Below are 26049 nucleotides of genomic sequence, written 5' to 3'. Positions count from 1 at the left end.
CCCCCGGTCAGAAGAGCCCCTCGATGAAGCCTTCGTCGTTCAGCCGGATGGTTTCGGCCGCGGGTGCCGAGGGCAGGCCCGGCATGGTCATGATCTCGCCGCAGATCACCACCACGAAGCCCGCGCCGGCCGAAAGGCGCACCTCGCGGATCGGCACGGAGTGGCCGTTGGGCGCGCCGCGCCGGGTGGGATCGGTGGTGAAGGAATACTGCGTCTTGGCCATGCAGACCGGCAGATTGCCGTAGCCCGCGGCCTCCCATTCCTTCAGCTGGGTTCGGATCTTCTGGTCGGCCAGCACCTCGTCCGCGCGGTAGATGCGCTTGGCGATCGTCTCGACCTTCTCGAGAAGGCCCATCTCATCGGGGTAGAGCGGCGCGAAGTTGGCCTCGCCCTTGTCGGCGATCTCGGCCACGCGGGTCGCCAGTTCCTCGATCCCCGCGGAGCCGTCGGCCCAGTGCTTGCAGAGGATCGCCTCGGAGCCCTGCCCGGCCACGTAGTCCTGCACCGCCGCGATCTCGGCCTCGCTGTCCCCGGCGAAATGGTTGATGCCGACGACGACCGGCACGCCGAAGCTTTTGACGTTCTCGATGTGCCGGCCGAGATTGGCGCAGCCCGCCTTCACGGCGTCGACGTTCTCCGCGCCGAGATCGGCCTTGGCGACGCCGCCGTTCATCTTCATCGCGCGCACCGTGGCCACCACCACCACCGCCGCGGGCGCGAGGCCCGCCTTGCGGCACTTGATGTTCATGAACTTCTCGGCGCCCAGATCGGCCCCGAAGCCCGCCTCGGTCACCACGTAGTCGGCGATCTTGAGCGCGGTGCTCGTCGCCATCACGGAGTTGCAGCCATGGGCGATGTTGGCGAAGGGTCCGCCATGGACGAAGGCGGGGTTGTTCTCCAGCGTCTGCACGAGGTTGGGCTGGATCGCGTCCTTGAGCAGCACCGCCATCGCGCCGTCGGCCTTGAGGTCGCGGCAGGTGATCGGCGCCTTGTCGCGGGTGTAGGCCACGATGATGTCGCCCAGCCGGCGCTCGAGGTCGGAAAGCGAGGTGGCGAGGCAGAGGATCGCCATTACCTCCGAGGCCACGGTGATGTCGAAGCCGGTTTGGCGCGGGAAGCCGTTGGCCACGCCGCCGAGCGAGGTGACGATGTCGCGGAGGGCGCGGTCGTTCATGTCGAGCACGCGGCGCCAGACCACCCGGCGCTCGTCGATGCCGAGCTCGTTGCCCCAGTAGATGTGGTTGTCGATCATCGCGGAAAGCAGGTTGTGCGACGAGGTGATCGCGTGGAAATCGCCCGTGAAGTGGAGGTTCATCTCCTCCATCGGCACGACCTGCGCGTAGCCGCCGCCCGCGGCCCCACCCTTCATCCCGAAGCAGGGGCCGAGCGAGGCTTCGCGGATGCAGATCGCGGCCTTCTTGCCGATCCGGTTCAGCCCGTCGCCGAGGCCCACGGTGGTGGTCGTCTTGCCCTCGCCCGCGGGGGTGGGGTTGATCGCGGTCACGAGGATGAGCTTGCCGTTCGCGTTGCCCTGGACCCGGTCGATGAAGGCCTGGCTGACCTTCGCCTTGTCGTGGCCATAGGGCAGCAGGTCCTCGGCCCCGATGCCGAGCTTCGCGCCGATCTCCTGGATCGGTTTCTTCTGCGCCTCGCGGGCGATCTCGATGTCGGATTTGTGGCTCATGGCTCGGCTGTCCTTGTCTCTGGCCGGCGCGTGGCGTCGCGCCGGCGGGGGTCCGGCCCGCCTATACCGCGCGGGCCCCGGGGGGCGGCGCGCGTTTCCGACATTTCCGGTCGCGCTTGCGGCGAGGTGTCGCGGCTCGCGTTTCGGATCGGAAACGCCGCGCGCGCCGGCCGGCTCAGACCGCGCGCCGGGCGTCGGGAGGCGCCCAGGCCGGCTGGTCGGGGACATGCAGGCGCAGCGCGTCGCCGAGGCGGATTTCGCCCTCCCGCTCCACCCAGGCGGTCACGCCGCGCCGGCCGCGCGCGGCTGCCTTGAACGTCCGGCCCTTCCCCGGCGCGGCCGCGTCGATGACCTTCGCGGGCAGGTGGCAGGGCCGGTTTTCCATGTCCACCACGAGCGTCGCGCCCGCCGGCGCCTGCAGGCGCGAGGACGGCGGGACATGCGAGAAATCCGCGATCCCCTGCACCACGAGCGACGCGCCGAGCCAGGCGGGATCGAGGGCGGCAAGCCCCAACTCGGCGGCGATCAGGGCGATCTCCTCGGCGGAGAGCACGGAAAGCTGGCGCACGTTGCGGATCTCGGTGCCCTTGGGGTGCTGCGCCACCACGCGCGAGCAGGACCGCCGCGTGAGGCCGCCGTGGCTTTCCCCGGCGATCCCGGCGAAGGTCAGTTCCGCCGCCTCCAGCGCCTCGGCGACGAGCGCGGCCTCGCGATCGGCCACGCGGCCGATCCAGGTGACGGTGCCGAAGATCCCCGTGGGTTTGAGCGCGGGCATGGGCGGAACCTCCTTCCGGGTCGGCGCCAGACTGCCGCGCCGGGCGCGCGCCGGCAATCCGAAAGCGGGCCGGTCCGCGGCCTCTGGCCAGCGCCCGGCGCGGTGTCTATCGTGGCCCGGCGTCAGAGGGGAGCATCGCGCCTTGGTCATCGGAACGCTCGCCGACGGGCTGGCCCGCGGGGTCGAAAGCGTCGGCGACAGGATCAGCGAGACCTTCTTCGAGCCCGTCATCCGCCTTGGCGTGACCGGGCTGTCGCGGGCGGGCAAGACCGTTTTCATCACCTCGCTCGTGGCCAACCTGATCGAGCGCGGCCGGATGAGCGGGCTCGCCGCCGCCGCCGAGGGACGGATGGAGGCCGCCTACCTTCAGCCGCAGCCCGACGACACGGTACCGCGCTTCGACTACGAGACGCATCTTGCCGCGCTCACCGCCGCCGCGCCGCACTGGCCCGAAAGCACGCGCTCGGTCAGCGAGCTGCGCCTGTCGTTCCGGGTCCGGCCCACGGGGCTTCTAGGCGGGTTGGCGGGGCCGCGCATCGTCCATCTGGATATCGTGGACTATCCCGGCGAATGGCTTCTGGACCTGACGCTGATGGAACGCAGCTACCGCGAATGGTCCGAGGAAACGCTCGCGCGGCTCGACGCGCGGCCGGGTGGCGGGGACTACCTGCGCGCTGCCGCCGCCGCGTCCGGCCGCGCCGACTGGGAAGAGCCCGAGGCGAAGACGCTGGCAGAGGCCTACACCGCCTATCTGGCCCAGGCGCGCGCGGCGGGGTTCTCGGATCTCTCTCCGGGCCGGTTCCTGATGCCCGGCGACCTCGCGGGCTCCCCGGCGCTGACCTTCGCGCCACTGCCGCCCGAGGCGTCGCCGCCCCGCCGCGGGCTCTGGCGAGAGATGGAGCGGCGCTACGACGCCTACAAGCGCGCGGTCGTCCGCCCCTTCTTCCGCGAGCATTTCGCCCGGATCGACCGGCAGGTGGTGCTCGTGGACGTGCTCGGCGCGATCCATGCCGGCCCCCGCGCGGTCGAGGACCTGCGGCGCACCATGGCCGACATCCTGTCGGCCTTCCGCCCCGGCCGAAACGACTTCCTGAGCCAGATCCTGCGCGGCAAGCGGGTCGAGAAGATCCTCTTTGCCGCGACGAAGGCCGACCACCTGCACCACAGGCAGCACCCGCGCCTCACGGCGATCATCGAAGCGATGATGCGCGAGGCGCGCGAGCGCGCCCATTTCGCCGGCGCGGAGACATCCGCGCTTTCCATCGCGGCGCTGCGGGCCACCACCGAGGAGATGGTGACCCATGAGGGGGAGGAGCTTCCCTGCGTGCGCGGGCGCGTCCTCGAAACGGGGCGGCAGGCCGCCTTCTACCCCGGGGCGCTGCCCGAGAATCCCTCGGAACTTCTCGCGCCGGCACGGGAGGGCCGGGAGACATGGCTGGAGGCGGATTTCTCCAACATGCGCTTCGCGCCCGCGCCGCTGACGCTGAAACCCGGGGACGGCCCGCCGCATATCCGGCTGGACCGCGCCGCGCAGATCCTTTTCGGGGACCGGCTGTGAGGCTCGCGCTCGCCCCCGCGCGCCCGCGAGACGCGCGCCCGCTCGCGCGGATCCTGGGCGCCTGGAGCCGGGAGACGCCGTGGATGGAGCAGCCGCTCGGCACGGCGGAGGACCGGCTCGCCCTCTGCCGCCTCATCCGCGACAGCGACGTGGTCACGCTCCGAACATGGCGCGGGCCGGTGGCTTTCCTCGCCCGGCGGGGCGAGGAGATCCACGCGCTCTACGTCGCCCCGGAGGCGCGCGGGCAGGGCCTCGGCAAGCGGCTTCTCGACGACGCCAAGGCGCGGGCCGACCGGCTCGCGCTCTGGACCTTGCAGGCCAATGCAGGCGCGCGGCGCTTCTATGCCCGCGAGGGCTTTCACGAGACGCGCTTCAGCTTCGGCGAGGGCAACGACGCGCGGCTGCCGGACGTGCGGCTCGTCTGGCAGCGGGAGGAGGCGAGATGACACGCAAGCACGGCCCGGTCCTGATCGAGCTCGACGAGGAGGAGGCCCAGGGCGCCTCGCCGGCCGACGCGCCGCCCGTGCCCGACCTCGACGCGGCCGGGGCCGAGGGCCGCGCGATGCAGACGGTGGCGACGCTCGCCGCGCGCCGCGGCGGGCGCCTCGCGGCCTGGTTCTGGGGGCTGGTGCTGGCCTTCGTGGCCGCCGCCGTCTCGGTGGCCGCATGGGACTTCGTCATGCGCCTGATCGACCGCGCGCCGGTTCTCGGCTGGGCGCTGGCCGCGGTGGGCGCCGCGATCCTGCTGCTTCTCGCGGCCATCGTCGTCCGCGAGGCGGCGGCCATCGCGCGCCTCGGGCGGATCGACCGCCTGCACCGCGAGGCGGACGCCGCGCTGTCGGGCCAGGATCTCGAGGCCGCGCGGCGGGTCCTGAAAAGCCTCGAGGAGCTCTACGCCCGACGCCCCGACACCGAGTGGGCGCGGGCGCGGCTGGCCGAGCGCGAAGCCGAGGTGCTCGACGCCGATGCATTGCTCGGGCTGGCCGAGGCGGAGCTGCTCGCCCCGCTCGACGCCGCCGCCCGCCGCGAGATCGAGGCGGCGGCGCGGCAGGTGGCCGCCATCACGGCCATCGTGCCGCTGGCGCTTGCGGACGTGATCGGCGCGCTCACCGCCAACACCCGCATGATCCGGCGCATCGCGGACATCTACGGCGGCCGGTCGGGCACGCTGGGCAGCCTGCGTCTCTTGCGCGCGGTCTTCACGCACCTGGTGGCCACCGGCGCGGTGGCCGTGGGCGACGACATGCTGTCCTCCATCGCGGGCGGCGGGCTGGTGAGCCGGCTGTCGCGGCGCTTCGGCGAGGGCGTGGTGAACGGCGCGCTGACCGCGCGTGTGGGCGTGGCCGCGCTGGAGGTCTGCCGCCCCCTGCCCTTCCGCCGGCTGTCCCGGCCTTCGGTGAGTTCGATCGTGAAGCGCGCGCTGACGGGGCTTTTCGCCTCGCCCCGCTGACCCGACGCGGCACGCCATCCGCGCGTGACGGAAAGGAAAATCGCGCCCGAAGGCGCGATGGAGGCCGGAGTGCATCCGGCGGTGCGGGGACCGGGGCGCGCATTCTGCCCGCCGCCGGCGCCCGTCATGGCGCTTGGGGCCTGGGGCTCAGGCGATCTCGACCAGTTCGATGTCGAAGCTCAGATCCTTGCCCGCCAGCGGGTGGTTGGCGTCGAGCACCACCTCCGCGTCGGTGACTTCTGCCACGGTGACGGGCATCACCTGCCCCTGCGGCGTCTGCACCTGAAGCTGCGTGCCGACGTCGAGCGGGATGTTGTCGGGGATTTCGCCGCGCGGGACGGATTGACGGGCGTTCGGGTCGTGCTGGCCATAGGCATCGTCCGCGACGATATCGACCTTCTTGGTGTCGCCGACGGTCATGCCCGGCAGGGCCGCCTCGAGCCCGGGGATGATCTGGCCCGAGCCCACGGTGAACTCCAGCGGTTCGCGCCCCTCGCTCGAGTCGAAGGTGGAGCCGTCGGCCAGGCGGCCGGTGTAGTGAATGCGGACGGTATCGCCCTGTTTGACCTCGGTCATGGTAATTCCATCAGTTGTTTTGGGGGGAGTCGTGCTTTCGAGGCCGCGTCTCACGCCGCGGGTTCTCGTGTTGATCGCCCAAAGGTGAGGTTTCCTTCCCCGGATGTAAACCCCGCCGCCCCGGCTTTTCGCCTTTCCCGCTGCGGCGCGCCGTGCCAGTCTCCGGGCCCGACCGGGAGGGAAAGCATGGCCATCACCACCTGCGTGTTCGACGCGTACGGCACGCTTTTCGATGTCTCCGCCGCTGCCCGCGAGGCCGCCGGGGAGCCCGGCCGGGCGGCACTGGCCGAACGCTGGGCGGCGCTCGCCGAGGCGTGGCGGCGCAAGCAGCTGGAATATTCGTGGCTCCGGGCGGTGACCGGCGCACATGCCGATTTCTGGACCGTGACCGCCGAGGCGCTCGACTGGACGCTCGAGGCCGAGGGGCTGGACGGAGACGACGAGCTGCGGAGCAGGCTTCTCGCGCTCTACCGCGAACTCGGCGCCTATCCGGAGGTGGCGGGGGTGCTCGGCGCGCTGAAGGCCGGCGGCAGGCGATGCGCGATCCTGTCGAACGGCAGTCCCGACATGCTGGCCGGCGCCGTGGAGAGCGCCGGCATCGGCGATGCGCTCGACGCGGTGCTTTCGGTCGAGGAGGTCGGAATCTTCAAGCCAGCGCGCGCGGTCTACGACCTCGTCGAGGCCCGTCTCGGCGCAGCGCGGGGCGAGGTGCTTTTCGTGTCGTCGAATGGCTGGGACGCCGCGGCCGCCGCGGGATACGGCTTCGTGACGGCCTGGGTGAACCGCGCCGGCGCGCCAATGGACCGCCTGCCGTGGTGGCCCGCCCATGTGCTTCGGGACCTCTCCGACATCCCCGAACTCGCGAGGTCGGCATGACGCGACAGTTCCGCTCCGATGACGGGCTCACGCTCGCCTATGACGACACGGGCACGGGCCACCCGCTGCTGTGCCTCGCCGGGCTCACCCGGAACATGGAGGATTTCGCGCCCGTCGCGGAACGCTTCGCCGGGTGCGCGCGGGTGATCCGGCTGGACAGCCGCGGCCGGGGCCGGTCGGACCACGATCCGGACTGGCAGAACTACAACATCATCCGGGAAGGGCATGACGTGCTCGCCCTGCTCGACCATCTCGGGATCGCCTCGGCGAGCATCCTCGGCACCTCGCGCGGCGGCCTGATCGCGATGTGGCTCGCCGTGGCCCATCCCGAGCGCGTGCGCGGCATCATCCTGAACGACATCGGCCCGGTCATCGAGCCCGACGGCCTGGCCGCGATCATGGACTATCTCGGGCGCCGCCCCGCCTATGCCACGATCGCGGAGGCCGCGCGGGCGCTGCCCGCGGCGATGGCCCCGGGGTTTCGCAACGTGCCGGCAGAGACCTGGCGCGCCCATGCCGAACGGCTCTGGACCGAAACGCCCGAGGGGCTCGAGATCCGCTACGACGCGCATTTGCGCGACGCCGTTCTGGAGCAGTCGGCCACCGGGTCGCTGCCCGATCCCTGGACCCTTTTCGACGGTATGGGCGATATCCCGCTCGGCCTCGTTCGCGGCGCGAACTCGGACCTGCTGAGCGCCGCCACGGCGGCCGAGATGCGCCGCCGCAGGCCCGACATGCTCTTCGCAGAAATCCCGGACCGGGGGCACGTCCCGTTCCTAGACGAGCCCGAGGCGGTGCGGCTGATCGAGACCTACCTGGAGCGCGCGGCATGACGCCCGAACTGGTAACCGCTGCCGAGGCGCGGCTCGATGGGGTCGTGCGGCGCACGCCGCTTCTGTCCTCGCCCTTTCTCGACGAGATCGCGGGCCGGCGCGTGCTGGTGAAGCCCGAATGCCTTCAGCACACCGGCAGCTTCAAGTTCCGCGGCGCATGGTCCGCCCTTTCGGCGCTGGAGCCCGAGACGCGGGGGCGCGGCGTGATCGCCTATTCCAGCGGCAACCACGCGCAGGGCGTGGCGCTGGCGGCGCGGAGGCACGGGGTGCCGGCGGTGATCGTCATGCCCAAGGACGCGCCGCGCCTGAAGATCGAGAACACCCGCGCGCTCGGCGCCGAGGTGGTGCTTTACGACCGCGCGAATTTCGACAGCCGCGAGGAGATCGGCGGCCGCCTGGCCGCCGAACGGGGCCTCACCCTCGTGAAGCCCTACGATGATCCGCAGGTGATCGCGGGACAGGCGAGCGCGGGGCTCGAGATCGCGGCGCAGGCGGCGGAGGAGGGGATCGAGGCGGCCGACGTCCTGGTCTGCTGCGGTGGCGGCGGGTTCTCGGCGGGCATCGCGGTGGCGCTGGAGATGCGCGCGCCGGGGCTGCGCGTGCGCACCGTGGAGCCCGAGGATTACGACGACACGGCGCGCTCGCTCGCCTCGGGGCGGCGGGAGCGCAACGCGGCCGAGGCCGGCGGGCTCTGCGACGCGATCCTGACGCCCTCGCCCGGCGAGCTGACCTTCCCCGTCCTCCGGCGCCTAGCGGGGCCCGGCCTCGTGGTGACCGACGCCGAGGCGATGCGCGCGATGGCGCTGGCCGCCACGCGGCTCAAGCTGGTGGCGGAGCCGGGCGGCGCGGTGGCGCTGGCCGCCGCGCTTTTCCACGCCGACGAGATCGAGGGGGACGCCGTGATCGCGACGATCTCTGGCGGCAACGCGGATCCCGGGATCCTCGCCCGCGTGCTGGAACGCTTCGGCTGAGCCCGGCGCGCATTGACTTGCCTTGGCCGAGCGGATTTCCTCCGCGCAGGAAATCCAGGGAGGGCACATGCGCACGCAGGTCGCGATCATCGGGGGCGGGCCGTCGGGGCTTCTTCTTTCGCAGCTTCTGCACAGCGCGGGGATCGAGAGCGTCGTGCTCGAACGCCGCTCGCGCGACTACGTGCTCTCGCGCATCCGTGCGGGCGTGCTGGAAACCGGTCTCGTGGACCTGATGCACGAGGCGGGCGTGGGAGACCGGATGGAGCGCGAGGGCTTCGTCCATGACGGCACCCTTCTCGCCAACGGGAACGAGCAGTTCCGGATCGACTTCAAGGCGCTCACGGGCAGGCACGTCATGGTCTACGGCCAGACCGAGGTGACGCGCGACCTCTACGAGGCGCGCGATGCCGCGGGCGGCACCGTGATCCATGAATGCCGGGGCGTGAAGCCCCACGACCTCGACACCGCGGCGCCCTTCGTCACCTTCCTCCACGACGGGAAGGTGAACCGGCTCGACTGCGATTTCGTGGCGGGCTGCGACGGCTACCACGGCCCCTCGCGCCAGGAGATCCCGACGGCCGAGCGGACCGAATACGAAAAGACCTACCCGTTCGGCTGGCTCGGCGTCCTGTCCGAAACGCCGCCCGTCGCCGACGAGCTCATCTACGCCAATTCCGAGCGCGGCTTCGCGCTCTGCTCGATGCGCAACGACAGCCTGTCTCGCTACTACATCCAGTGCGACCTCTCCGACAGCCCGGACGACTGGACCGACGAGATGTTCTGGGACGAGCTGAAGCGCCGCATCCCGGAAGAGGCCGCCGACCGGCTGGTGACCGGGCCGTCCATCGAGAAGTCGATCGCGCCGCTGCGCAGCTTCGTCTGCGAGCCGATGCGCTGGGGGCGGCTTTTCCTGTGCGGGGACGCGGCGCATATCGTGCCGCCGACCGGCGCGAAGGGGCTGAATACCGCCGCCTCCGACGTCCACTACCTCTTCAACGCGCTCAGGCACTTCTACCACGACAGGGACGACGAGGGGCTGGAGAAATACTCCGAGACCGCGCTGGCGCGGATCTGGAAGACCGAGCGCTTCAGCTGGTGGTTCAGCTCGCTCATGCACCGCTATCCCGACCAGTCTGGGTTCGACCTGCGCATGCAGCAGGCCGAGCTGGCCTTCCTGCGCGACAACGAGGCCGCGCAGAAGGCCATGGCCGAAAGCTACGTGGGGCTGCCCTACTGATGCGCGCGGCGGACGTGAACGGGGTGCGCCTGCACTGGCGCGAGGACGGCGACCCCGAGGGCGCGCCGGTGGTCTTCGCCAACTCGCTCGGCACCGATCTGCGGCTCTGGGACGCGGTTCTCCCGCACCTGCCCGCGGGGCTCAGGATCATCCGCTACGACAAGCGCGGCCACGGCCTTTCCGAGGCGCCGCCCGCGCCCTATGCGATGGGCCAGCTCGTGAGCGACGCGGAGGCGCTGCTCGACCATCTGGGCGTGCGGAACTGCGTCTTCGTCGGGCTCTCGATCGGCGGAATGATCGCGCAGGGCCTCGCCGTGAAGCGGATGGACCAGATCCGCGCCGTAGTCCTGTCGAACACCGCCGCCAAGATCGGCACCAAGGAGATGTGGGAGGACCGCATCGCCACGGTGCGCGCCCAGGGCATCGAGGGCCTCGCCGACCCGGTGATGGAGCGCTGGTTCTCTGCCGCCTTCCGCGCCACGCCCGAGCTCGCGCTATGGCGCAACATGCTGGTGCGGCAGCCGGCCGACGGTTACGCCGGCTGCTCGGCGGCGATCTCGGGCACCGATCTCTACACGCCGACGAGCGGGCTGCGCCTGCCCACGCTCGGCATCGCGGGGGACGCCGACGGCTCCACCCCGCCCGACCTCGTGCGCGAGACGTTAGAGCTCATCCCCGGGGCGGAGTTCCGGCTCATCCGCGGCGCGGGGCACCTCCCCTGCGTCGAGAAGCCCAGGGAATATGCCGAGATCCTCGCGGAGTTCCTGCGGCGCGTGGGGCATGTCTGAGGTCCTGCTGGTCCACGGCTCCTGCCACGGCGCCTGGTGCTGGCGCGACGTGATCCCGGCCCTCGCCGCGCTGGGCCACGAGGCGCGCGCCATCGACCTTCCGGGCCACGGGGCGGACACCACGCCGCTCGCGGAGGTCACGCTCGACGCCTATGCCGACGCGATCCTCGCCGCGCTCGACCGCCCGGCGATCCTGGTCGGCCATTCCATGGCGGGCTTCGCGATCACCGCGGCGGCCGAGAAGGCCCCCGAGAAGATCGCGCATCTCGTCTATCTCTGCGCCTACGCGCCGCGCAGCGGCGTCTCGCTTGTCGAGATGCGGCGCGAGGCGCCGCGCCAGCCGCTTCTTGATGCGCTCGAGAAATCGGCCGACGGGCAGAGCTTCACGGTGCGCCCCGAGGCGGCGGCGGGCGTCTTCTACCAGGACTGCCCCGAGGAGGCGGTGGCCTTTGCCGTCCCGCGGCTCTGCCCGCAGGCCATCGCGCCGCAGGCCATGCCGATCACGCTGACGGACCGCTCCACCAGCCTGCCCAAGAGTTACATCCGCTGCACCGAGGACGGCACCATCCCCTACGAGTACCAGGTGACGATGACCGAGGGCTGGCCCGAGGGCAGCGTCGAGGACATGCCGACCGGCCACTCGCCCTTCTTCGCCGATCCCGAAGGACTCGCCGCCCGCCTCGCCCGGATCGCGGAGCGTGGGCGATGAGCGGGACGTCCACGCTTTACGGGCGGCTCTTCGCAGCGGGCGAGGGCGCGCGCCTCTTCACCGACGCGGCGGAGCTGCGCGCAATGCTCCTCGTCGAAGGCGCGCTGGCGCAGGTGCAGGGCCGGCTCGGCGTGATTCCCGAGACGGCGGGCGCCGCGATCCACCGTGCATCGCTCGAGGTGACGCTCGATCCGGCGGCGCTGGCCGAGCCGACGCGCCGGAACGGCGTCACCGTGCCGGGGCTCGTGGCCGCCTTCCGGGAGGCGATGGGCGCGCCCGAGCACGCGCAATACGTCCACTGGGGGGCGACCAGCCAGGACATCCAGGACACCGCCCTGATGCTGCGGCTGCGGCAGGCCCTGACGCTCGCCGAAACCGCCCTCGCGGAGACGGCGGGGGCGCTCGGGGCGCTCGCCGAGGCCCATGCCGAAACGCCCATGGCCGCGCGCACCTACGGCCAGGTCGCGACGCCCACAAGCTTCGGCGCGGTGGCCGCCGGTTGGGGCTGGCCCCTTCTCGAGCTCGTCGAGGAGCTGGAGGCGCTGCGGCCGCGATGCCTCTGGGTGTCGCTTTCGGGCGCGGCGGGGACGGGGGCGGCCCTCGGCGCCATGGCCGCGGACACCCGGGCGGGCCTCGCCGCCGCGCTGGGGCTGGAGGATCCGGGACGCAGCTGGCACGCCGACCGGGGCCCGGTGCTGCGCCTCGAGGGCTGGGCGGAACGGCTCGCCGCCGCGCTCGGCAAATTTGCCGAGGATCTCCTGCTCATGACCCAGAGCGGCCTTGCCGAGCTTCGGCTGGGCGAGACGGGCGGCTCCTCCACCATGCCGCAGAAGGCGAACCCCGTCGGCCCCTCGGCGCTTCTCGCGCTGACGCGGAAGGCGCGCGCGGAAGCGGCGCTTCTGGCCCAGGCCGGCAGCCCGCGGCAGAACCGCGACGGCGCGGCCTGGTTCACCGAATGGCTCGCCCTGCCGGAGCTCTGGCGCGCCACGCTGGCGGCCGCCCACGGCGCGCGAGAGATCGCGGGGACGCTCGCCCCCGATCCGGGCGCCATGGCCGCCGGGCTCGCGGCAAGCGGCGGCGCGCCCTATGCCGAGGCGCTGAGCTTCGCGCTCGCCGGGGAGATGCCGCGCCCGGAGGCGCAGGCCGAGGCCAGCCGCCTCGCCGCCGAGGCCGCCGCACGGGGCCGCCCGCTCGCGGAGCTCGCGCGCGCGGCCCATCCCGGGCTCGACCCCGCACTCTTCACGCCCGCGCGGCAATTGGGCCAGGCGCCCGCCGAGGCGCGGGCCTTCGCGGCGGCGGTGGCGCGGCGCGGGGCATGAGCGCCCCGGGCGAGGCCGGGGCGGCGACCTCGCGCCTGCCGATCCTCTTCATCATGATGACGGTGATGATCGACTCCATGGGGATCGGCCTCATCCTGCCGGTGCTGCCCGATCTCATCCTCGAGCTGAACGGCGGCACGCTCGCCGCCGCGGCGATCTGGGGCGGCATCCTCTCGACCTCCTTCGCGGTCATGCAGTTCCTGTGCGGGCCGCTTCTGGGAACGCTGTCGGACCGCTACGGGCGGCGGCCCGTGCTTCTCGTCTCGGTGGGCGTTATGGCGCTCGACTACCTCGTGATGGCGCTGGCGGGCACCATCTGGCTTCTGCTCGGGGCGCGCGTCGTCGCCGGCGTCACCGCCGCCACCCAGTCCACCGCCACAGCCTTCCTGGCCGACATTTCCGCGCCGCACGAAAAGGCCGCGCGCTTCGGCCTTGTCGGCGCGAGCTTCGGCCTCGGCTTCGTGCTGGGCCCGCTCCTCGGCGGTCTGCTCGGCGAGATGGGGACGCGCGCGCCCTTCTACGCCGCCGCTGCGCTCGCGGCGCTCAACCTCGCACTGGGCTGGCTCGTCCTGCCCGAGACGGTGACCGACGCGACCCGCCGCGCCTTCCGCTGGCGCGCGGCCAACCCGCTTGGCGCGGTGCGCCATCTCGGGCGGCTGGACGGCGTGCGCGTCCTGCTTGCCGTCTATTTCCTCTACCAGCTGGCCTTCTACGTCTATCCCGCCACCTGGGCCTATTTCACGCAGGCGCGGTTCGGCTGGGATCCGGGCCTCATCGGCGTGTCGCTGGCCGTCTTCGGCATCTCGATGGCCGGCGTTCAGGGTGTCCTCATCCGGCCCGCCCAGCGCCGCCTCGGCGAGCCGCGCATGGTGCAACTGGGCCTCTCGCTCTGCATCGCCGCCTTCGTCACGCTCGCCGCGCTCACCGACGGGCGGGTCGCGCTCGCGCTGATCCCGGCGGCAGCGCTCGGCGCGGTGGTGGCGCCCTCGCTTCAATCGCTGATGTCGCGTGCCACGCCGGGCGACGAGCAGGGCGCGCTGCAAGGGGTGCTGACCAGCGTGAACGCGGTGGCGGTGATCCTCGCGCCGCTTGTCATGACGGGCACCTTCGCCGCCTTCACCCACCCCGCCGCGCCCGTCTACCTGCCCGGCGCGGCGTTCCTGCTCTCGGCCGCGCTGGTCGCGCTGGCCCTGGGCCTCTTCCTGCGCCGCGGGCCTGCGTCCGGCTAAGCGGCCCGGAACGAAGACCCGGCGCGAAAGCAGGCCGCGGCGCACCCACCGGGCCGGTTCGGGACGCCGGCGATCGGCTTGCAGGGGGCGTCGCGCCGGACATGGGCGCTGGCGGCGCGCGGCGAAACGTGATCGTCTCGGCGCGGTATGCAGCGCGACAGCGAAAGGAGCCCGGATGAGACTGGCCGACCTCGACGTCATCGTGACCGCGCCGCCGGCCCCCGGCTGGGGCGGGCGCTACTGGATCCTCGTGAAGGTGACGACGGACACCGGCATCACCGGCTGGGGCGAATGCTACGCAAGCGCGGTCGGCCCCTCGGCGATGGAGGCGGTGATTCGCGACGTCTTCGCCCGCCACATGGAGGGCGAGCATCCCGAGAACGTCGAGCGCATGTTCCGCCGTGCCTACTCCGCGGGCTTCACCCAGCGCCCGGACCCCACGGTGATGGGCGCCTTCTCGGGGCTCGAGATCGCCTGCTGGGACATTCTCGGCAAGGATCGCGGCCGCCCGGTCTGGGCGCTGATCGGTGGGCGGATGAACGAGCGGGTGCGGGCCTACACCTACCTCTACCCGCGCCCGGACCACGACATGACGGCTTTCTGGACCTCGCCCGAGATGGCCGCCGAGAGCGCCGTGGCCCTCGTCGGGGAGGGGTACACGGCGGTGAAGTTCGACCCGGCGGGCCCCTACACCATGCGCGGCGGGCACCAGCCGGCGATGTCCGACATCTCGCAATCGGTGGCCTTCTGCCGGGCCATCCGCGAGGCGGTGGGCAACCGGGCGGACCTTCTCTTCGGCACCCACGGGCAGTTCACGACCGACGGCGCGATCCGGCTCGGCCAGGCGCTCGAGGCCTACGCGCCGCTCTGGTTCGAGGAGCCGATCCCGCCCGACAACCTTCTGGAATTCCAGGAGGTCGCGCGCGCAGTGCGGATCCCCGTCGCCACCGGGGAGCGGCTGACGACCAAGGCGGAATTCGCCGCACTTCTGCGCACGGGCGGGGCGCGCATCCTGCAACCCGCACTCGGACGCGCGGGTGGCATCTGGGAGGCCAAGAAGATCGCGGCGATCGCCGAGGTCTTCAACGCGCAGATGGCGCCCCACCTCTATGCCGGCCCGGTGGAATGGGCCGCCAACATCCACCTCGCCGTGTCGATCCCGAACCTGCTCGTGGCGGAGACCATCGACACGCCGTTCCATCGCGACCTGATCCGCGGCGCGATCGCCGTGGAAGACGGCTTCGTGCCCGCGCCCGAGGCGCCGGGGCTCGGCATCGAGGTGGACGAGGCGCTGGCGCGCGCGCATCCCTACACCGGCGGGCAGCTGCACCTCGAGATGCAGGAGGCGCCCTGCAATTACCGTGATGGAAATGTCTTCCTCGGAGGCGCGCCACCAGAGCTCCCTTGATTCGCGCCCGCCTCGCGTCATATTCTTTCCATGTGATACGAATGGAGTCGCTTGCCATGGCCGATCCGGCAATGGAAAAGATCGCGGCGATGTCGGCGCCGGCCGCCCCCCCGGACGAGATGGCGCGCAACGCAGCCGACGCCGCGGCCTACCTGAAGACACTGGCCCACGAGGGCCGGCTGATGATCCTGTGCCATCTCGGATCGGGCGAAAAATCCGTGGGCGCGCTGGAGCAGTTGCTGGACATCCGTCAGGCGGCCGTAAGCCAGATGCTGGCCCGGCTTCGCGACGAGGGGCTGGTGCGGACGCGGCGCGAAGGCAAGACCATCTACTATCGCCTCGCCGACAACGGCACGCAGGAGGTCATCGGCCTGCTCTACCGGCTGTTCTGCGAACGGCGGGCGGGCTGACACCACCCCCCGCGCCGAGACATCCTAGGCAGCAGTGCCGGCCTGCGCGGGAACCCGCTGCCAAGGGCGGGTGAAGGCGCCGAGGACATGCCCGACGGCCTCGTCGTCGGCCGTGCCCTCGACCTGCGCCACCAGTCCGCGCTTCTTGTCGTCCACGACGTCCACGATGCGCGCGTCGAGGCCTGCCTTCTCCAGCGCCTCGCCGTAGACGCGCCGGATGGCGCGCTTGCGGAGGTCCGGCTTGAACACCTTGCCGACCGCCGTCTTCGGCAATTCGTCGAGCACCTCGATATGCTTGGGGAAGGCCGCGCGTTCGTGGATGTGCACCTTGCAATGCTCCATCAGCTCCTCGGCGCTCACGCTTCCGCCCTCGACGAGTTCCACGAAGGCGCAGGGCAGCTCCCCGGCATAGGCGTCGGGTTGACCGATCGCGCCGGCGAAGGCCACGTCGTGATGGGCCAGCAGCGCTTCCTCGATCTCGCCCGGATCGATGTTGTGCCCGCTGCGGATGATGAGGTCCTTGGCGCGGCCGGTGATCCAGAGATACCCGTCCCCGTCCACCCGGCCCAAGTCGCCCGTCCGCAGGTAACGCCCCTTGTGGAAGAGATCGCGGTTCTTGTCGTCCTCGGTGTAGGTCTTCCCGGCATAGACGCCCGGATTCGAGACGCAGATCTCGCCGATCTCGTCCACGTCGCATTCGCGCGGCCCGCCGTTCTCCTGCTTGACGATCTTGACGTCGGTGTAGGGGAACGGAATCCCGATGGAGCCCACCTTCTTCGTGCCCTCCGGGGGGTTGCAGGAGACGAGGCAGGTGGCCTCGGTCAGCCCGTACCCCTCGACGATGGTGACGCCGCTGGCCTTCTCGAAGCGGTTGAAGAGCTCAAGCGGCATCGGCGCCGATCCTGAGAAGGACGTCTTCACGCTGGAGATGTCGGCGTCCACCTTGCGCTGCATCAGCGCCGCCACGGCGGTCGGCACGGTGATCACGAAGGTGGTGCGCCACCGCTCCACCAGCTTCCAGAAATTGTCGAACACTCCCTCGCCGCGATAGCCCGCCGGCGTCGGGAAGACGACATGCGCGCCGGAGGCGAGCGCGGCCATCACGATGACGTGGCAGGCGAAGACGTGGAAGAGCGGCAGCGGGCACATGATCGAGTCCTCCTCGGTGAAGAGGAGGCGCTTGCCGACCCAGCCGTTGTAGATCATTCCCGAATACCGGTGCTGCGCCACCTTGGGCATGCCGGTGGTGCCGCCCGTGTGGAAATAGGCGGCAACCCGATCGCCTGACGCGTCCTCGAACCCGAGCGTGTCGGAATGGCGCGCCACCTCCTTCGCGAAATCCTTCACGTCGGCGTGGTGGCCGTGCGGCGGCTTCGGACGGATGAGCGGCACGATCCAGCTCTTGGGCGGGGTCAGGTAGCGATTGAGGTCGACCTCGAGCACGGTGTGCACGCGCGGCGCGTGGCGCACGGCCTCGGCCACCTTTTCCGCGACGTCGGTCTTGGGGAAGGGCTTCAGCGTGACGACGACCTTCGCGTCGGTCTCGCGCAGGATCGCCCCGATCTGCTCGGGCTCGAGCAGCGGGTTGATCGGGTTCACGACGCCCGCGACCATGCCGCCCAGAAGCGTGACGATGGTCTCGTTGCAGTTGGGCATGACGTAAGCGACCGTGTCGGTCTCGCCCACGCCGAGATCCCGGAAAAGGTTGGCGGCGCGGTTCACCCGCGCGCGCAGCTCGCGCCAGCTCAGCGTTTCCGCCTTGTCCTTCGGGCCCGACAGGATCTGGAAACTCGTGGCCGGGCGGTCGGGAAACTTCCCCGCCACGGCGTCGAGAAAGCCATGGATCGTCCGGGGAAGGTCGCGCGCCTCCCAGCTCATCTCGTTCTCTATGGCGTGCTTGTCCTCCAACGACGCGAAAGCCATGCGGTGTCTCCTCCCTCCAGGGCCAGGGGCCCGACACGCGTCCATGCGACACAAAACCCGCCGGCCGCGCAACCGCGCAAATCGCCCTGGCCGCGACGTCACCGCGGGCGCGGGCGTGTCGCGGTGCGGCTCTATTCCGCCGCCATGCCGTCGGTGAACTGAAGCCGCGCGAGACGCGCGTAAAGCCCGTCCTCGGCGACGAGCCGGTCATGCGGCCCCTCCGCGACGACGCGGCCCTGTTCGAGCACGACGATCCGGTCCGCCTTCTTCACGGTCGCGAGGCGGTGCGCCACGATGATCGTCGTGCGATCGCGGCTCAGCCGGTCCACGGCCTGCTGCACCGCGCGCTCGCTTTCCGCGTCGAGCGCCGAGGTCGCCTCGTCCAGAAGCAGGACCGGCGCGTCGCGCAGGATCGCGCGGGCGATGGCGATGCGCTGTTTCTGCCCGCCCGACAGCATCACGCCGCGCTCGCCGAGGTAGCTGTCATAACCCTCCGGCAGACGCTCGACGAAATCATGCGCGGCGGCGGCGCGGGCGGCGGCCTCCACCTCGGCGTCGGTCGCGTCGGGCCGCCCGAAGCGGATGTTCTCGCGCGCCGAGGCGGCGAAGATCACCGGATCCTGGGGCACCAGCGCGATCGCGGCGCGGAAGTCGCGGCGGCGCATCGCCGCGAGATCGGTCCCGTCGAGCAGGATGCGCCCCTTGTCGGGATCGTAGAAGCGCAGCAGAAGCTGGATGATCGTGGTCTTGCCCGCCCCCGACGGTCCGACGAGCGCCACGGTCTCTCCCGGCGCGATGCGGAGGTCGACGCCGTCGAGCGCGGGATCGCCGGGCCGCGCGGGATAGGCGAAATGCACGTCCTCGAAGCGGATCTCGCCCGCCACCGGGGCCGGCACGGGCGCGGGCGTCTCGGGGTCGCGCACCGAATCGGTCGCACGCAGAAGCTCCACCAGCCGCTCGGTCGCGCCCGCGGCGCGCTGCAACTCTCCCCAGATCTCCGACAGCGCGCCGACCGAGCCCGCGACCATCACCGAGTAGATCACGAACTGCACCAGCGTGCCCGGCGTCATGCCGCCGCCGCGCACGTCGCGGGCCCCGATCCAGAGCACGCCGACGATGCCGGTGAAAACCAGGAAGATCACGATCGCCGTCATCAGCGCGCGCGTCTCGATGCGCCGCCGCGCGGCGTCGAAGCTCTTTTCGGTGACATCGGCGAAAAGCCCGCGGGTCTGGCGTTCCTGGGTGAACGCCTGCACCGTCTGCACCGAGGAAAGCGCCTCCGACGCGCTGCCCGAGGAGGCGGCGATCCAGTCCTGGTTCTCGCGCGAGAGCGCGCGCAGCCGCCGGCCAAGCAGGAGAATCGGGAATACCACGGCCGGCACGATCAGCAGCACCATCGCCGTGAGCTTGGGCGAGGTGGCCAGCATGAGCGCGAGCCCGCCCACGAAGATGAGCGTGTTGCGCAACGCGATCGACACCGAGGATCCGATCACCGACAGGATCAGCGTGGTGTCCGTGGTGATGCGCGACAGCACCTCGCCGGTCATCAGCTTCTCGTAGAAGGCCGGGCTCATGCCGATCACCCGGTCGAACACGCTCTTGCGGATGTCGGCCACCACCCGCTCGCCGAGGCGCGTGACCAGCATGTAGCGCACCGCGGAGCCCAGCGCGAAGAGCCCCGCGATGGCCAGCGCCGCGGCGAAATACTGGTCGAGGATGCGGCCGTCCTCCACGCCGAAATTGTCCACCACCCGGCGGACCGCCAGCGGCAGGATCAGCGATACGACCGCCGTCGCCACCAGCATGACGAGCGCGGCGCCCAGCAGCACGCGGTAAGGGGCGATGAAGGGCCAGAGCTCGGACAAGGCGCCGATCCGGCGCGACTTCGCGCGATCGGCATCCTGCTTCGGCGGGGCGTCGGCCATGCAATTCTCCTAAGACACCGCCTGTTAATGCCACGCCGGGCGCGGGGGTCAAGCGGGGTCGGGCGGAGCGGCGGGTTCCAGGGCTGGAGCGGGCAGCGGGAATCGAACCCGCACCAAGAGCTTGGAAGGCTCGTGTGATACCATTTCACCATGCCCGCGCCGATCTCGTGACTAAGACATGGCGCGGGGACGGTCAAGATACCGGCGCCCTCGGCGCGGGCTCACGCCCCGTCGCCAAGCGGCTCGATCAGCCCGGGCCCTTCCGCGCGGTTCGAGTTCACCCGGCGGTCCACGCGCCAGGCGCGCAGCGTGCCTTCGGGCGCCGGCCGCATGAGCCGCGCCGCGCCGTGGCCCGCCTCGCCCAGCCAGAGCGCCCAGTCCTCGGGGGACAGGATGACCGGCATCCGGTCGTGGATGTGGGCGATGTCGGCGCTGGCCGGGCAGGTGACGATGGCACAGCTGCGCACCCTCTGCGTGCCGTCGGTCCAGTCGCGCCAGATCCCGGCGAAGGCCATGCCGCCCCCGGGGCCCGCGAGATACCAGGGCAGCCGCGCGCCGCTTTCGTCCTTCGTCCATTCGTAGAAGCCCGAGGCCGGCACGAGGCAGCGGCGCTCGCGCGCGGCGCGGGCGAAGGCGGGCTTCTCGGCCACCGTCTCGGCGCGGGCGTTGATCAGAAGCGGCCCGTCCGTCGGCGTGTCGTACCAGTGCGGCAGGAACCCCCAGCGCATCGCGCCCAGCCGCCGGCCCGTCTCCTCCCGCCATACCGCGGCCACCCCCGTCGTCGGGCAGATGTTGTAGTCGGGCAGCGCCGGCAGGTCGTTTGCGGGCTGCGCCTCGAAGACGCGCGCCATGGCGTCGGGGGGCAGGGTCAGGGCATAGCGTCCGCACATGGGTCGCGAGCTTAGCGCGCGGCGCCGGCACGCTCCAGCCCCGCGCGGACGCGCCGCACGCCCCGGCCCCGCATGGGGGCCGGGGCGCGGCAGATCACTTGCGGGTGATGCGGCCCTCGGTGAAGGGCGTGTAGGGGCCGTTCCGGGCCAGGTAGTCGGCCACCACCTCCTCCAGCCCTGGCCCGTAATCATAGGCGTTCATGGCCTCGCTGGCGAAGACCGAGTAGCCGTCGCCGCCACCCCGCATGTAATTGTTGGACACGACGCCATAGGTGGCCTCGGGGTCGAGCGGCTGCCACGCGCCGTCCACCATCACCTGCACGTCGCTCACCCGCGCGCCCGGCGCCGCCGCCGGGTCGAACGCATAGCGCAGCCCCGCCACCTGCGGGAACCGGCCCGCGCCCTCCTCGATCTGGCTCACGCCGTTCTCCAGCGCGGTCAGAACGTCGGCGCCCCCGAGCTGGAAGGTGGCGAGCGTGTTCTGGAAGGGCAGCACGGTCAGCACCTCGCCCATGGTCACCGGGCCCGCGTCGATCGAGGCGCGCAAGCCGCCGCCGTTCTGGATCGCGATCTGGATGCCCTGGTCGCGAACCCGCGCCAGCATGGCGTCGGCCACCAGGTTGCCCATCTCGCATTCGCCCGCGCGGCAGCTCGACCGGTCGCCGTCTATCGCTGCCGCCGTCTCGGCCACCAGCCGCGCCTTGATCTCCTCCAGCGGCTGGGCGAGCTCCGCGACCCGCGCCGCGATCGCCGCGTCCTCGGGCACGGAGGCGTCCAGAAGCAGTGTGTCGCCCTCGGCCGAAACGACCTGACCGGCCGCATCGAAGGTGACGACGAGATGCCCGAGATACTTGCCGTAGGCATAGGCCTGCGCGATCGGCACGCCGTTTTCCAGCTGAGGATAGGCAAGCGCGCCCTCGGTGGTGTTGGACATCAGCGTATGGGAGTGCCCGCCAAGGATGACATCGATCCCCGGCACCGCGCCGGCGATCTCGCGGTCCTTCGGCAGCCCCACATGGGTGAGCGCCACGATCCTGTCCACGCCCTCCGCCTCGAGCGCCTCGACCTGCGCGCGCAGGCTCTCGATCTCGTCCTGGAAGATCACGCCGGGGCCCGGGCTCGCGGTCTCGGCGGTGTCGGTGGCCAGCGCGGAGACGATGCCGATCCTCTGCCCGCCCGCCTCGATCACCACCGCCCCGCCGACCCGGCCCTTGAGCAGGTTCGAGCGCGACAGGTCCAGGTTGCCGGACACGACCGGGAAACTCACGTTGTCGAGCAGGACGGAAAGCCCCTCGGGGCCGTCGTCGAATTCGTGGTTGCCGACCGCCATGGCGTCGAAGCCGATCCGCTCCATCATCTCGGCCGCGACCCGGCCCTTGTAGGTCGTGTAGAAGAGTGAGCCCTGATACTGGTCGCCCGCATCCAGCACCAGAAGCGGCGCATCGCCGATCTCGGCGCGTTTCGCCTCGATCGCGGCGGCCAGCCGGGCCGCGCCACCGAAGCACTCTCCGGCGGCGTTGTCCTCGGGCGCGCAGGTGCTGTCGAACCTGTTGATCGGCTCGATCCGGCTATGGAAATCGTTGACGTGCAGGATGTGCAGCATGTCGTCCGCAACCGCCGCCCCCGCGTTAAGGGCCAGGGCCGCGGCGCCGCAGAAGAATCTTGGAAGCATCTTGTGTCCTCACTCGCGGGTTCTTGCCGCGAAACGGTGCCGCGCGCGGGAGCGCGTGGCAACGGTATTCTGGGCCGCCGCCCGTCGCGGAGCGCGCCCGGGCGCCGGAGCGCTTGACCGCCGCCCGCCCGCGCGGCAGGAGTGCCGCCATGTTGATCTACAAGATCCTGAGGCCCGCGGAGTGGGCGGCGCTCGACGCCCGGGGCGAGACACGCGGCGCGCCCGTGGACGTGGACGACGGATTCGTCCATTTCTCCACCGCCGAGCAGCTCCGCGAGACGGCGGCGAGGCATTTCGCCGGCGAGGAGGACCTCGTGCTGGTGGCGATCGAGGCCGACACCCTCGGCGCGGCGCTCCGCTGGGAGCGCTCCCGCGGCGGCGCGCTCTTTCCGCATCTCTATGCCCCGCTGCGCCGGGACGCGGTGCTGTGGCACGCGCCGCTGCCCCTCGGCCCGGACGGGCGCCACCGCTTCGGGCGGGACATCCCGTGAGGGCCGTGGAACGCGCGGGGCTCGCGCTCCTGCGCCGGATCGACGCCGAAACCGCGCACGGTCTCGCGCTTCGCGCGCTTCGGGCCGGCGCGGTGCCCATGCCCGGCCTCGTCACCTCGCCGCGGCTGCGCACGAGCATCGCTGGGCTTGCGCTTGCGAACCCGATCGGCCTTGCCGCCGGTTTCGACAAGAACGCCGTCGCGTTGCACGGGCTCGGGCGCGCCGGCTTCGGTTTTCTGGAGGTGGGCGCGGTGACGCCCCGCCCGCAGCCCGGCAACCCGCGCCCGCGCCTTTTCCGGCTGCCGGAGGCGCAGGCCGTCATCAACCGCTTCGGCTTCAACAACGACGGGATGGAGGCGGTGGCGGCGCGCCTCGCCGAGCGCCCGCGCGACACGGTGATCGGCCTCAACCTCGGCGCGAACAAGGACAGCGCCGACCGCGCCGGCGACTTCGCCCGCGTGCTCTCCCATTGCGGCCGCTGGCTGGATTTCGCGACGATCAACGTCAGCTCGCCCAATACCGAACGGTTGCGCGAGCTTCAGGGCCCCGAGGCGCTTGCCGCGCTCGTCGCGGGCGTGCTCGAGGCCCGTGACGCGCTCGCGCGGCCGGTTCCCGTGTTCCTGAAGATCGCGCCAGACCTGTCGGGCGCCGAGCTTGCCGATATCGCCGCGGTGGCGCGCGCGGCCGGCGTCGACGGGATCGTGGCGACGAACACGACCGTCTCGCGCATCGGCGTCTCGGGCCCCGTCGCGGAGGAGACCGGGGGCCTTTCGGGCCGGCCGCTCTTCGAGCGATCGACCACGGTGCTGGCACAGCTGTCGCGGCTCACGGACGGCGAGATGCCGCTGATCGGGGTCGGCGGCGTCGCGTCGGCGCGCGACGCCTACGACAAGATCCGCGCCGGCGCCTCGGCGGTGCAGCTCTATACCGCGCTCGCCTATCGCGGCCTGTCGCTCGTGGAGGACATCGCCCGCGGCCTCGACGACATTCTGGCCCGGGCGGGGTTCGCGAATGTCGCCGAGGCGGTGGGGACGGGCCGGGACGACTGGCTCTAGCGCGCCGCCGCCCGCTCGAGCGCGGGGTAGCGAAGCCCGAGCGTGACGCCGCGCGCCACGAAGGACACCAGCAGCGCTGCCCAGAGCCCGTGATTGCCGTAGGCAGGCACGAGCGCCAGCGCGGCCGCCAGATAGATCGCGAAGCTCAGCGCCATCATGTTGCGCATGTCGGCGGTGCGGGTGGCGCCGATGAAGATGCCGTCGAGCATCCAGCTTGCCAGCCCGAGAAGCGGGGCCGCGACCATCCAGGGCAGGAAGACGCGCGCCTCGGCCCGCACCTCGGGCGCGGTCGCCATCAGGTCGATGATCGCGGGGCCGCCCAGCGCGAAGGCCACCGCCATGCCCGCCGAAGAGAGCCCGCCCCAGATGCTGGAGACGACCGCGCCGCGCCGCAACGCGGCCACGCTCCGCGCCCCCATCGCCTGGCCCACGATCGCCTCGGCGGCGAAGGCGAAGCCGTCGAGGGCGTAGGCCGTGATCTGCAGGAACTGCATCAGCACCTGGTTCGCGGCCAGCGTGACATCCCCGAAATCCGAGCCCACGAAGACGAAGGACACGAACACCGCCTGCAGGAGCAGCGACCGGATCAGGATGTCGGTGTTCACCACCGCCATGCGGCGCAGGCGCTCGCCGTCCATGACGCGGGCCCAGTCGCGCCACTCGGGCCGGCGGAAGGCGTCGCGGCAGAGCCAGAGGCCCAGCGCCAGCGCGGACCACTCCGCCAGGAAGGTGGCGAAGGCCACCCCCTCCACGCCCCAGCCGAGGCCGAGGACGAACCAGAGATCGAGCAGGATGTTGACTCCGTTCATCCAGACCTGCAGCACCAGCACCGCGCGCGTGCGCTCCAGCGCGATCAGCCAGCCGGTCAGCCCGTAGATCGCGATCGCGGCGGGCGCGCTCCAGATGCGGACGGAGAGGTAGCCCTGCGCGAGCGCCTCCACCTCGGCGCTTGCTGGGGCGAGGCCCAGCGCGGCCGCGAAGAGCGGCAATTGCAACAGGACGAGCGCCGCGCCGGCCGCGAGACCGATCAGGACGACCCGCGTCAGAAGCGCCGCCACCTCCGCGCCGTTCCCCGCCCCCTCGGCCTGCGCGACAAGGCCCGTGGTGCCCATGCGCAGAAAGCCGAAGACCCAGTAGACGGCCGATATGACGATGGCCCCGATGCCCACCGCGCCGATCGGCGCGGCCTCGCCCATCTGGCCCACCACGCCGGTGTCCACCGCGCCCAGAAGCGGGATCGTCGCGTTCGAGATCACGATGGGGATCGCGATCTTCAGCACACGGGCATGGGTGACGGGGCGCGGGCTGCGCGGCGTCGCCTCAGCCGTCATCGTCGCGCGGGGGCATCAGGAAATGGCCGGTGGCCTGCGCGAAGAGGCGTGAGCGGTTGTCCTGCCACGCCTCCACGTGGACGCTGGCATAGCGCCGGCCCGAACGGTTGACGCGCGCCCGGGCATAGGCGTCGCGCGGCAGGCCCGGGCGCAGGTAATCCACGGTGAAGTCGATGGTCTTTGGCAGGCGCGGCAGTTCACCGGCGGCCAGCCTGTCGGGGTCGAGCGCGCCCGCCTCGATGTCGGGCCAGAGCATCTGCCACGACAGTTCGATGACCGCGGCGACCTCGAGGAAGGCCGCCGTCACGCCGCCATGGATGGCCGGCAGCATCGGATTTCCGATCAGCTTCTCGTCGAAGGGCAGAAGCGCGGTCAGCTCGTCGCCCCGGCGGTCGAACCGCACGCCCAGATACTGGATGTAGGGCACACCCTCGACGAGCGCGGTGAGCGCCGCGTCGCGCCGCTGCTTCACCGCCTGCACCGGGTCGGGTCGGGGCGCGCTCATCGCGGGGCTTCCACCGTGAAGGCGCCGGTCGCCGTGGCCACGGGGCGGCTCTCGTCGTCGTCGAAGGCCGTCGCGCGCACGAAGGCGACCGAGCGGGTCACGCGGTAGCAGGTCGCGTGGGTGCGGATGTCCTGCCCGGGCGTCGCGGGCCGCATGTAGTCGATCCTGAGGTCGATGGTGGCGGTCGCCCCGGGCGAGGCGGGATGGCTCATCACCGCCGCGCCTGAGCAGGTGTCCATCAGCGCGGAGACCGCGCCGCCGTGAATCACCCCGGTCTCCGGGTCGCCCACGAAGCGGGCGTCGTAGGGCATCCGCATGGACGCCTCGCCCTCGCCGACATGGGTGAACTCCATGCCGAGCGCCCGGGCGTGCGGGATCGCCTCGGTGAACTGCCGGGCCATCCTGGTCTTGTCCACGGCCATGTGCCGACCTCT

25 protein-coding genes and 1 tRNA gene are annotated in these 26049 nt (G+C 71.5%); 15 read left to right on the top strand and 11 right to left on the bottom strand.

The features are described from left to right. Positions 1-7: 7 nt before the first annotated feature. Entirely contained in the window at positions 8-1684 is a 1677-nt protein-coding gene (locus tag AB6A66_RS13245) for a formate--tetrahydrofolate ligase (protein WP_371056262.1), read from the bottom strand. A 175-nt stretch (positions 1685-1859) separates the two neighbouring features. Further along, the gene (locus AB6A66_RS13240) at positions 1860-2459 is read right to left on the bottom strand and encodes an MOSC domain-containing protein (protein WP_371056261.1); all 600 of its coding nucleotides are present in this window, start codon (positions 2457-2459) and stop codon (positions 1860-1862) included. A 142-nt stretch (positions 2460-2601) separates the two neighbouring features. On the opposite strand from AB6A66_RS13240, the gene AB6A66_RS13235 reads away from it, so the two are divergent. The 3 genes from AB6A66_RS13235 to AB6A66_RS13225 are packed head-to-tail and all read left to right on the top strand — an operon-like array spanning position 2602 to position 5467. Continuing rightward, the gene (locus tag AB6A66_RS13235) at positions 2602-4017 is read left to right on the top strand and encodes a YcjX family protein (RefSeq protein WP_371056260.1); all 1416 of its coding nucleotides are present in this window, start codon (positions 2602-2604) and stop codon (positions 4015-4017) included. Beyond that, positions 4014-4463 carry a GNAT family N-acetyltransferase gene (locus tag AB6A66_RS13230; RefSeq protein ID WP_371056259.1) on the top strand — a complete coding sequence of 150 codons (450 nt, stop codon included), beginning with the start codon at positions 4014-4016 and terminating at the stop codon, positions 4461-4463. The genes AB6A66_RS13235 and AB6A66_RS13230 overlap by 4 nt, the downstream gene beginning before the upstream one ends. After that, a complete protein-coding gene (locus tag AB6A66_RS13225) occupies positions 4460-5467 on the top strand; it encodes a YcjF family protein (protein ID WP_371056258.1) in 1008 nt (335 codons plus the stop codon). The genes AB6A66_RS13230 and AB6A66_RS13225 overlap by 4 nt, the downstream gene beginning before the upstream one ends. Before the next feature lie 147 nt (positions 5468-5614). Here the strand turns inward: AB6A66_RS13225 and AB6A66_RS13220 are convergent, their stop codons facing one another. Then, the gene (locus AB6A66_RS13220) at positions 5615-6043 is read right to left on the bottom strand and encodes a peptidylprolyl isomerase (protein ID WP_371037037.1); all 429 of its coding nucleotides are present in this window, start codon (positions 6041-6043) and stop codon (positions 5615-5617) included. Between the two features lie 186 nt (positions 6044-6229). Between AB6A66_RS13220 and AB6A66_RS13215 the strand changes: the two genes are divergently transcribed. The 10 genes from AB6A66_RS13215 to AB6A66_RS13170 all read left to right on the top strand — a co-directional run bounded on the left by AB6A66_RS13215 (position 6230) and on the right by AB6A66_RS13170 (position 15823). Next, positions 6230-6919, top strand: a complete 690-nt coding sequence (locus AB6A66_RS13215; RefSeq protein WP_371056257.1) for a haloacid dehalogenase type II — start codon at positions 6230-6232, stop codon at positions 6917-6919. Then, positions 6916-7752 (top strand): alpha/beta fold hydrolase, encoded by an 837-nt coding sequence (locus AB6A66_RS13210; RefSeq protein WP_371056256.1) that lies wholly within the window; start codon positions 6916-6918, stop codon positions 7750-7752. The genes AB6A66_RS13215 and AB6A66_RS13210 overlap by 4 nt, the downstream gene beginning before the upstream one ends. Further along, on the top strand, positions 7749-8723 hold the full coding sequence (locus tag AB6A66_RS13205; RefSeq protein ID WP_371037040.1) for a threonine/serine dehydratase: 975 nt from the start codon (positions 7749-7751) through the stop codon (positions 8721-8723). The genes AB6A66_RS13210 and AB6A66_RS13205 overlap by 4 nt, the downstream gene beginning before the upstream one ends. Before the next feature lie 67 nt (positions 8724-8790). Beyond that, positions 8791-9960: a 4-hydroxybenzoate 3-monooxygenase gene (gene pobA / locus AB6A66_RS13200; protein WP_371056255.1), complete on the top strand. Its 1170-nt coding sequence runs from the start codon at positions 8791-8793 to the stop codon at positions 9958-9960. Continuing rightward, the gene (gene pcaD, locus AB6A66_RS13195; protein ID WP_371056254.1) at positions 9960-10748 is read left to right on the top strand and encodes a 3-oxoadipate enol-lactonase; all 789 of its coding nucleotides are present in this window, start codon (positions 9960-9962) and stop codon (positions 10746-10748) included. The genes pobA and pcaD overlap by 1 nt, the downstream gene beginning before the upstream one ends. Beyond that, positions 10741-11457 carry an alpha/beta fold hydrolase gene (locus AB6A66_RS13190; RefSeq protein ID WP_371056253.1) on the top strand — a complete coding sequence of 239 codons (717 nt, stop codon included), beginning with the start codon at positions 10741-10743 and terminating at the stop codon, positions 11455-11457. The genes pcaD and AB6A66_RS13190 overlap by 8 nt, the downstream gene beginning before the upstream one ends. After that, positions 11454-12776: a lyase family protein gene (locus AB6A66_RS13185; protein WP_371056252.1), complete on the top strand. Its 1323-nt coding sequence runs from the start codon at positions 11454-11456 to the stop codon at positions 12774-12776. The genes AB6A66_RS13190 and AB6A66_RS13185 overlap by 4 nt, the downstream gene beginning before the upstream one ends. Then, complete coding sequence (locus AB6A66_RS13180; RefSeq protein ID WP_371056250.1) at positions 12773-14005, top strand: MFS transporter; 1233 nt, start codon at positions 12773-12775, stop codon at positions 14003-14005. The genes AB6A66_RS13185 and AB6A66_RS13180 overlap by 4 nt, the downstream gene beginning before the upstream one ends. 175 nt (positions 14006-14180) lie before the next feature. Further along, entirely contained in the window at positions 14181-15413 is a 1233-nt protein-coding gene (locus AB6A66_RS13175) for a mandelate racemase/muconate lactonizing enzyme family protein (protein WP_371056249.1), read from the top strand. Positions 15414-15469: 56 nt separating this feature from the next. Further along, positions 15470-15823: a metalloregulator ArsR/SmtB family transcription factor gene (locus AB6A66_RS13170; protein ID WP_371056248.1), complete on the top strand. Its 354-nt coding sequence runs from the start codon at positions 15470-15472 to the stop codon at positions 15821-15823. A 24-nt stretch (positions 15824-15847) separates the two neighbouring features. Here the strand turns inward: AB6A66_RS13170 and AB6A66_RS13165 are convergent, their stop codons facing one another. The 5 genes from AB6A66_RS13165 to AB6A66_RS13145 all read right to left on the bottom strand — a co-directional run bounded on the left by AB6A66_RS13165 (position 15848) and on the right by AB6A66_RS13145 (position 22233). After that, entirely contained in the window at positions 15848-17746 is a 1899-nt protein-coding gene (locus AB6A66_RS13165) for an acyl-CoA synthetase (RefSeq protein WP_371056247.1), read from the bottom strand. A 131-nt stretch (positions 17747-17877) separates the two neighbouring features. Then, positions 17878-19671 (bottom strand): ABC transporter transmembrane domain-containing protein, encoded by a 1794-nt coding sequence (locus AB6A66_RS13160; RefSeq protein WP_371056246.1) that lies wholly within the window; start codon positions 19669-19671, stop codon positions 17878-17880. A gap of 84 nt (positions 19672-19755) precedes the next feature. Continuing rightward, positions 19756-19829, bottom strand: a tRNA-Gly gene (locus AB6A66_RS13155). Positions 19830-19892: 63 nt separating this feature from the next. Beyond that, the gene (locus AB6A66_RS13150; RefSeq protein ID WP_371056245.1) at positions 19893-20561 is read right to left on the bottom strand and encodes an SOS response-associated peptidase; all 669 of its coding nucleotides are present in this window, start codon (positions 20559-20561) and stop codon (positions 19893-19895) included. A gap of 94 nt (positions 20562-20655) precedes the next feature. After that, on the bottom strand, positions 20656-22233 hold the full coding sequence (locus AB6A66_RS13145; protein WP_371056244.1) for a bifunctional UDP-sugar hydrolase/5'-nucleotidase: 1578 nt from the start codon (positions 22231-22233) through the stop codon (positions 20656-20658). Positions 22234-22382: 149 nt separating this feature from the next. On the opposite strand from AB6A66_RS13145, the gene AB6A66_RS13140 reads away from it, so the two are divergent. Both AB6A66_RS13140 and AB6A66_RS13135 read left to right on the top strand, forming a co-directional pair. Continuing rightward, positions 22383-22724: a DUF952 domain-containing protein gene (locus AB6A66_RS13140; RefSeq protein WP_371056243.1), complete on the top strand. Its 342-nt coding sequence runs from the start codon at positions 22383-22385 to the stop codon at positions 22722-22724. After that, positions 22721-23779: a quinone-dependent dihydroorotate dehydrogenase gene (locus tag AB6A66_RS13135; RefSeq protein WP_371056242.1), complete on the top strand. Its 1059-nt coding sequence runs from the start codon at positions 22721-22723 to the stop codon at positions 23777-23779. The genes AB6A66_RS13140 and AB6A66_RS13135 overlap by 4 nt, the downstream gene beginning before the upstream one ends. On the opposite strand, the gene AB6A66_RS13130 is transcribed toward AB6A66_RS13135, so the two are convergent. The 3 genes from AB6A66_RS13130 to AB6A66_RS13120 are packed head-to-tail and all read right to left on the bottom strand — an operon-like array spanning position 23776 to position 26037. Continuing rightward, positions 23776-25110 (bottom strand): MATE family efflux transporter, encoded by a 1335-nt coding sequence (locus AB6A66_RS13130; protein ID WP_371056241.1) that lies wholly within the window; start codon positions 25108-25110, stop codon positions 23776-23778. The two genes, AB6A66_RS13135 and AB6A66_RS13130, sit on opposite strands and share 4 nt — an antisense overlap. Then, complete coding sequence (locus AB6A66_RS13125; RefSeq protein WP_371037054.1) at positions 25100-25615, bottom strand: PaaI family thioesterase; 516 nt, start codon at positions 25613-25615, stop codon at positions 25100-25102. The genes AB6A66_RS13130 and AB6A66_RS13125 overlap by 11 nt, the downstream gene beginning before the upstream one ends. Further along, positions 25612-26037 (bottom strand): PaaI family thioesterase, encoded by a 426-nt coding sequence (locus tag AB6A66_RS13120; protein ID WP_371037055.1) that lies wholly within the window; start codon positions 26035-26037, stop codon positions 25612-25614. Before AB6A66_RS13120 ends, AB6A66_RS13125 begins: the two co-directional genes overlap by 4 nt. Between the last annotated feature and the right edge of the window lie 12 nt (positions 26038-26049).

The sequence above is a fragment of the Rhodosalinus sp. K401 genome, assembly GCF_041365735.1.
Lineage (GTDB): Bacteria > Pseudomonadota > Alphaproteobacteria > Rhodobacterales > Rhodobacteraceae > Rhodosalinus.
The sequence above is the reverse complement of the archived record's forward strand: the minus strand, read 5'-3'. Positions and strand labels throughout refer to the sequence as shown.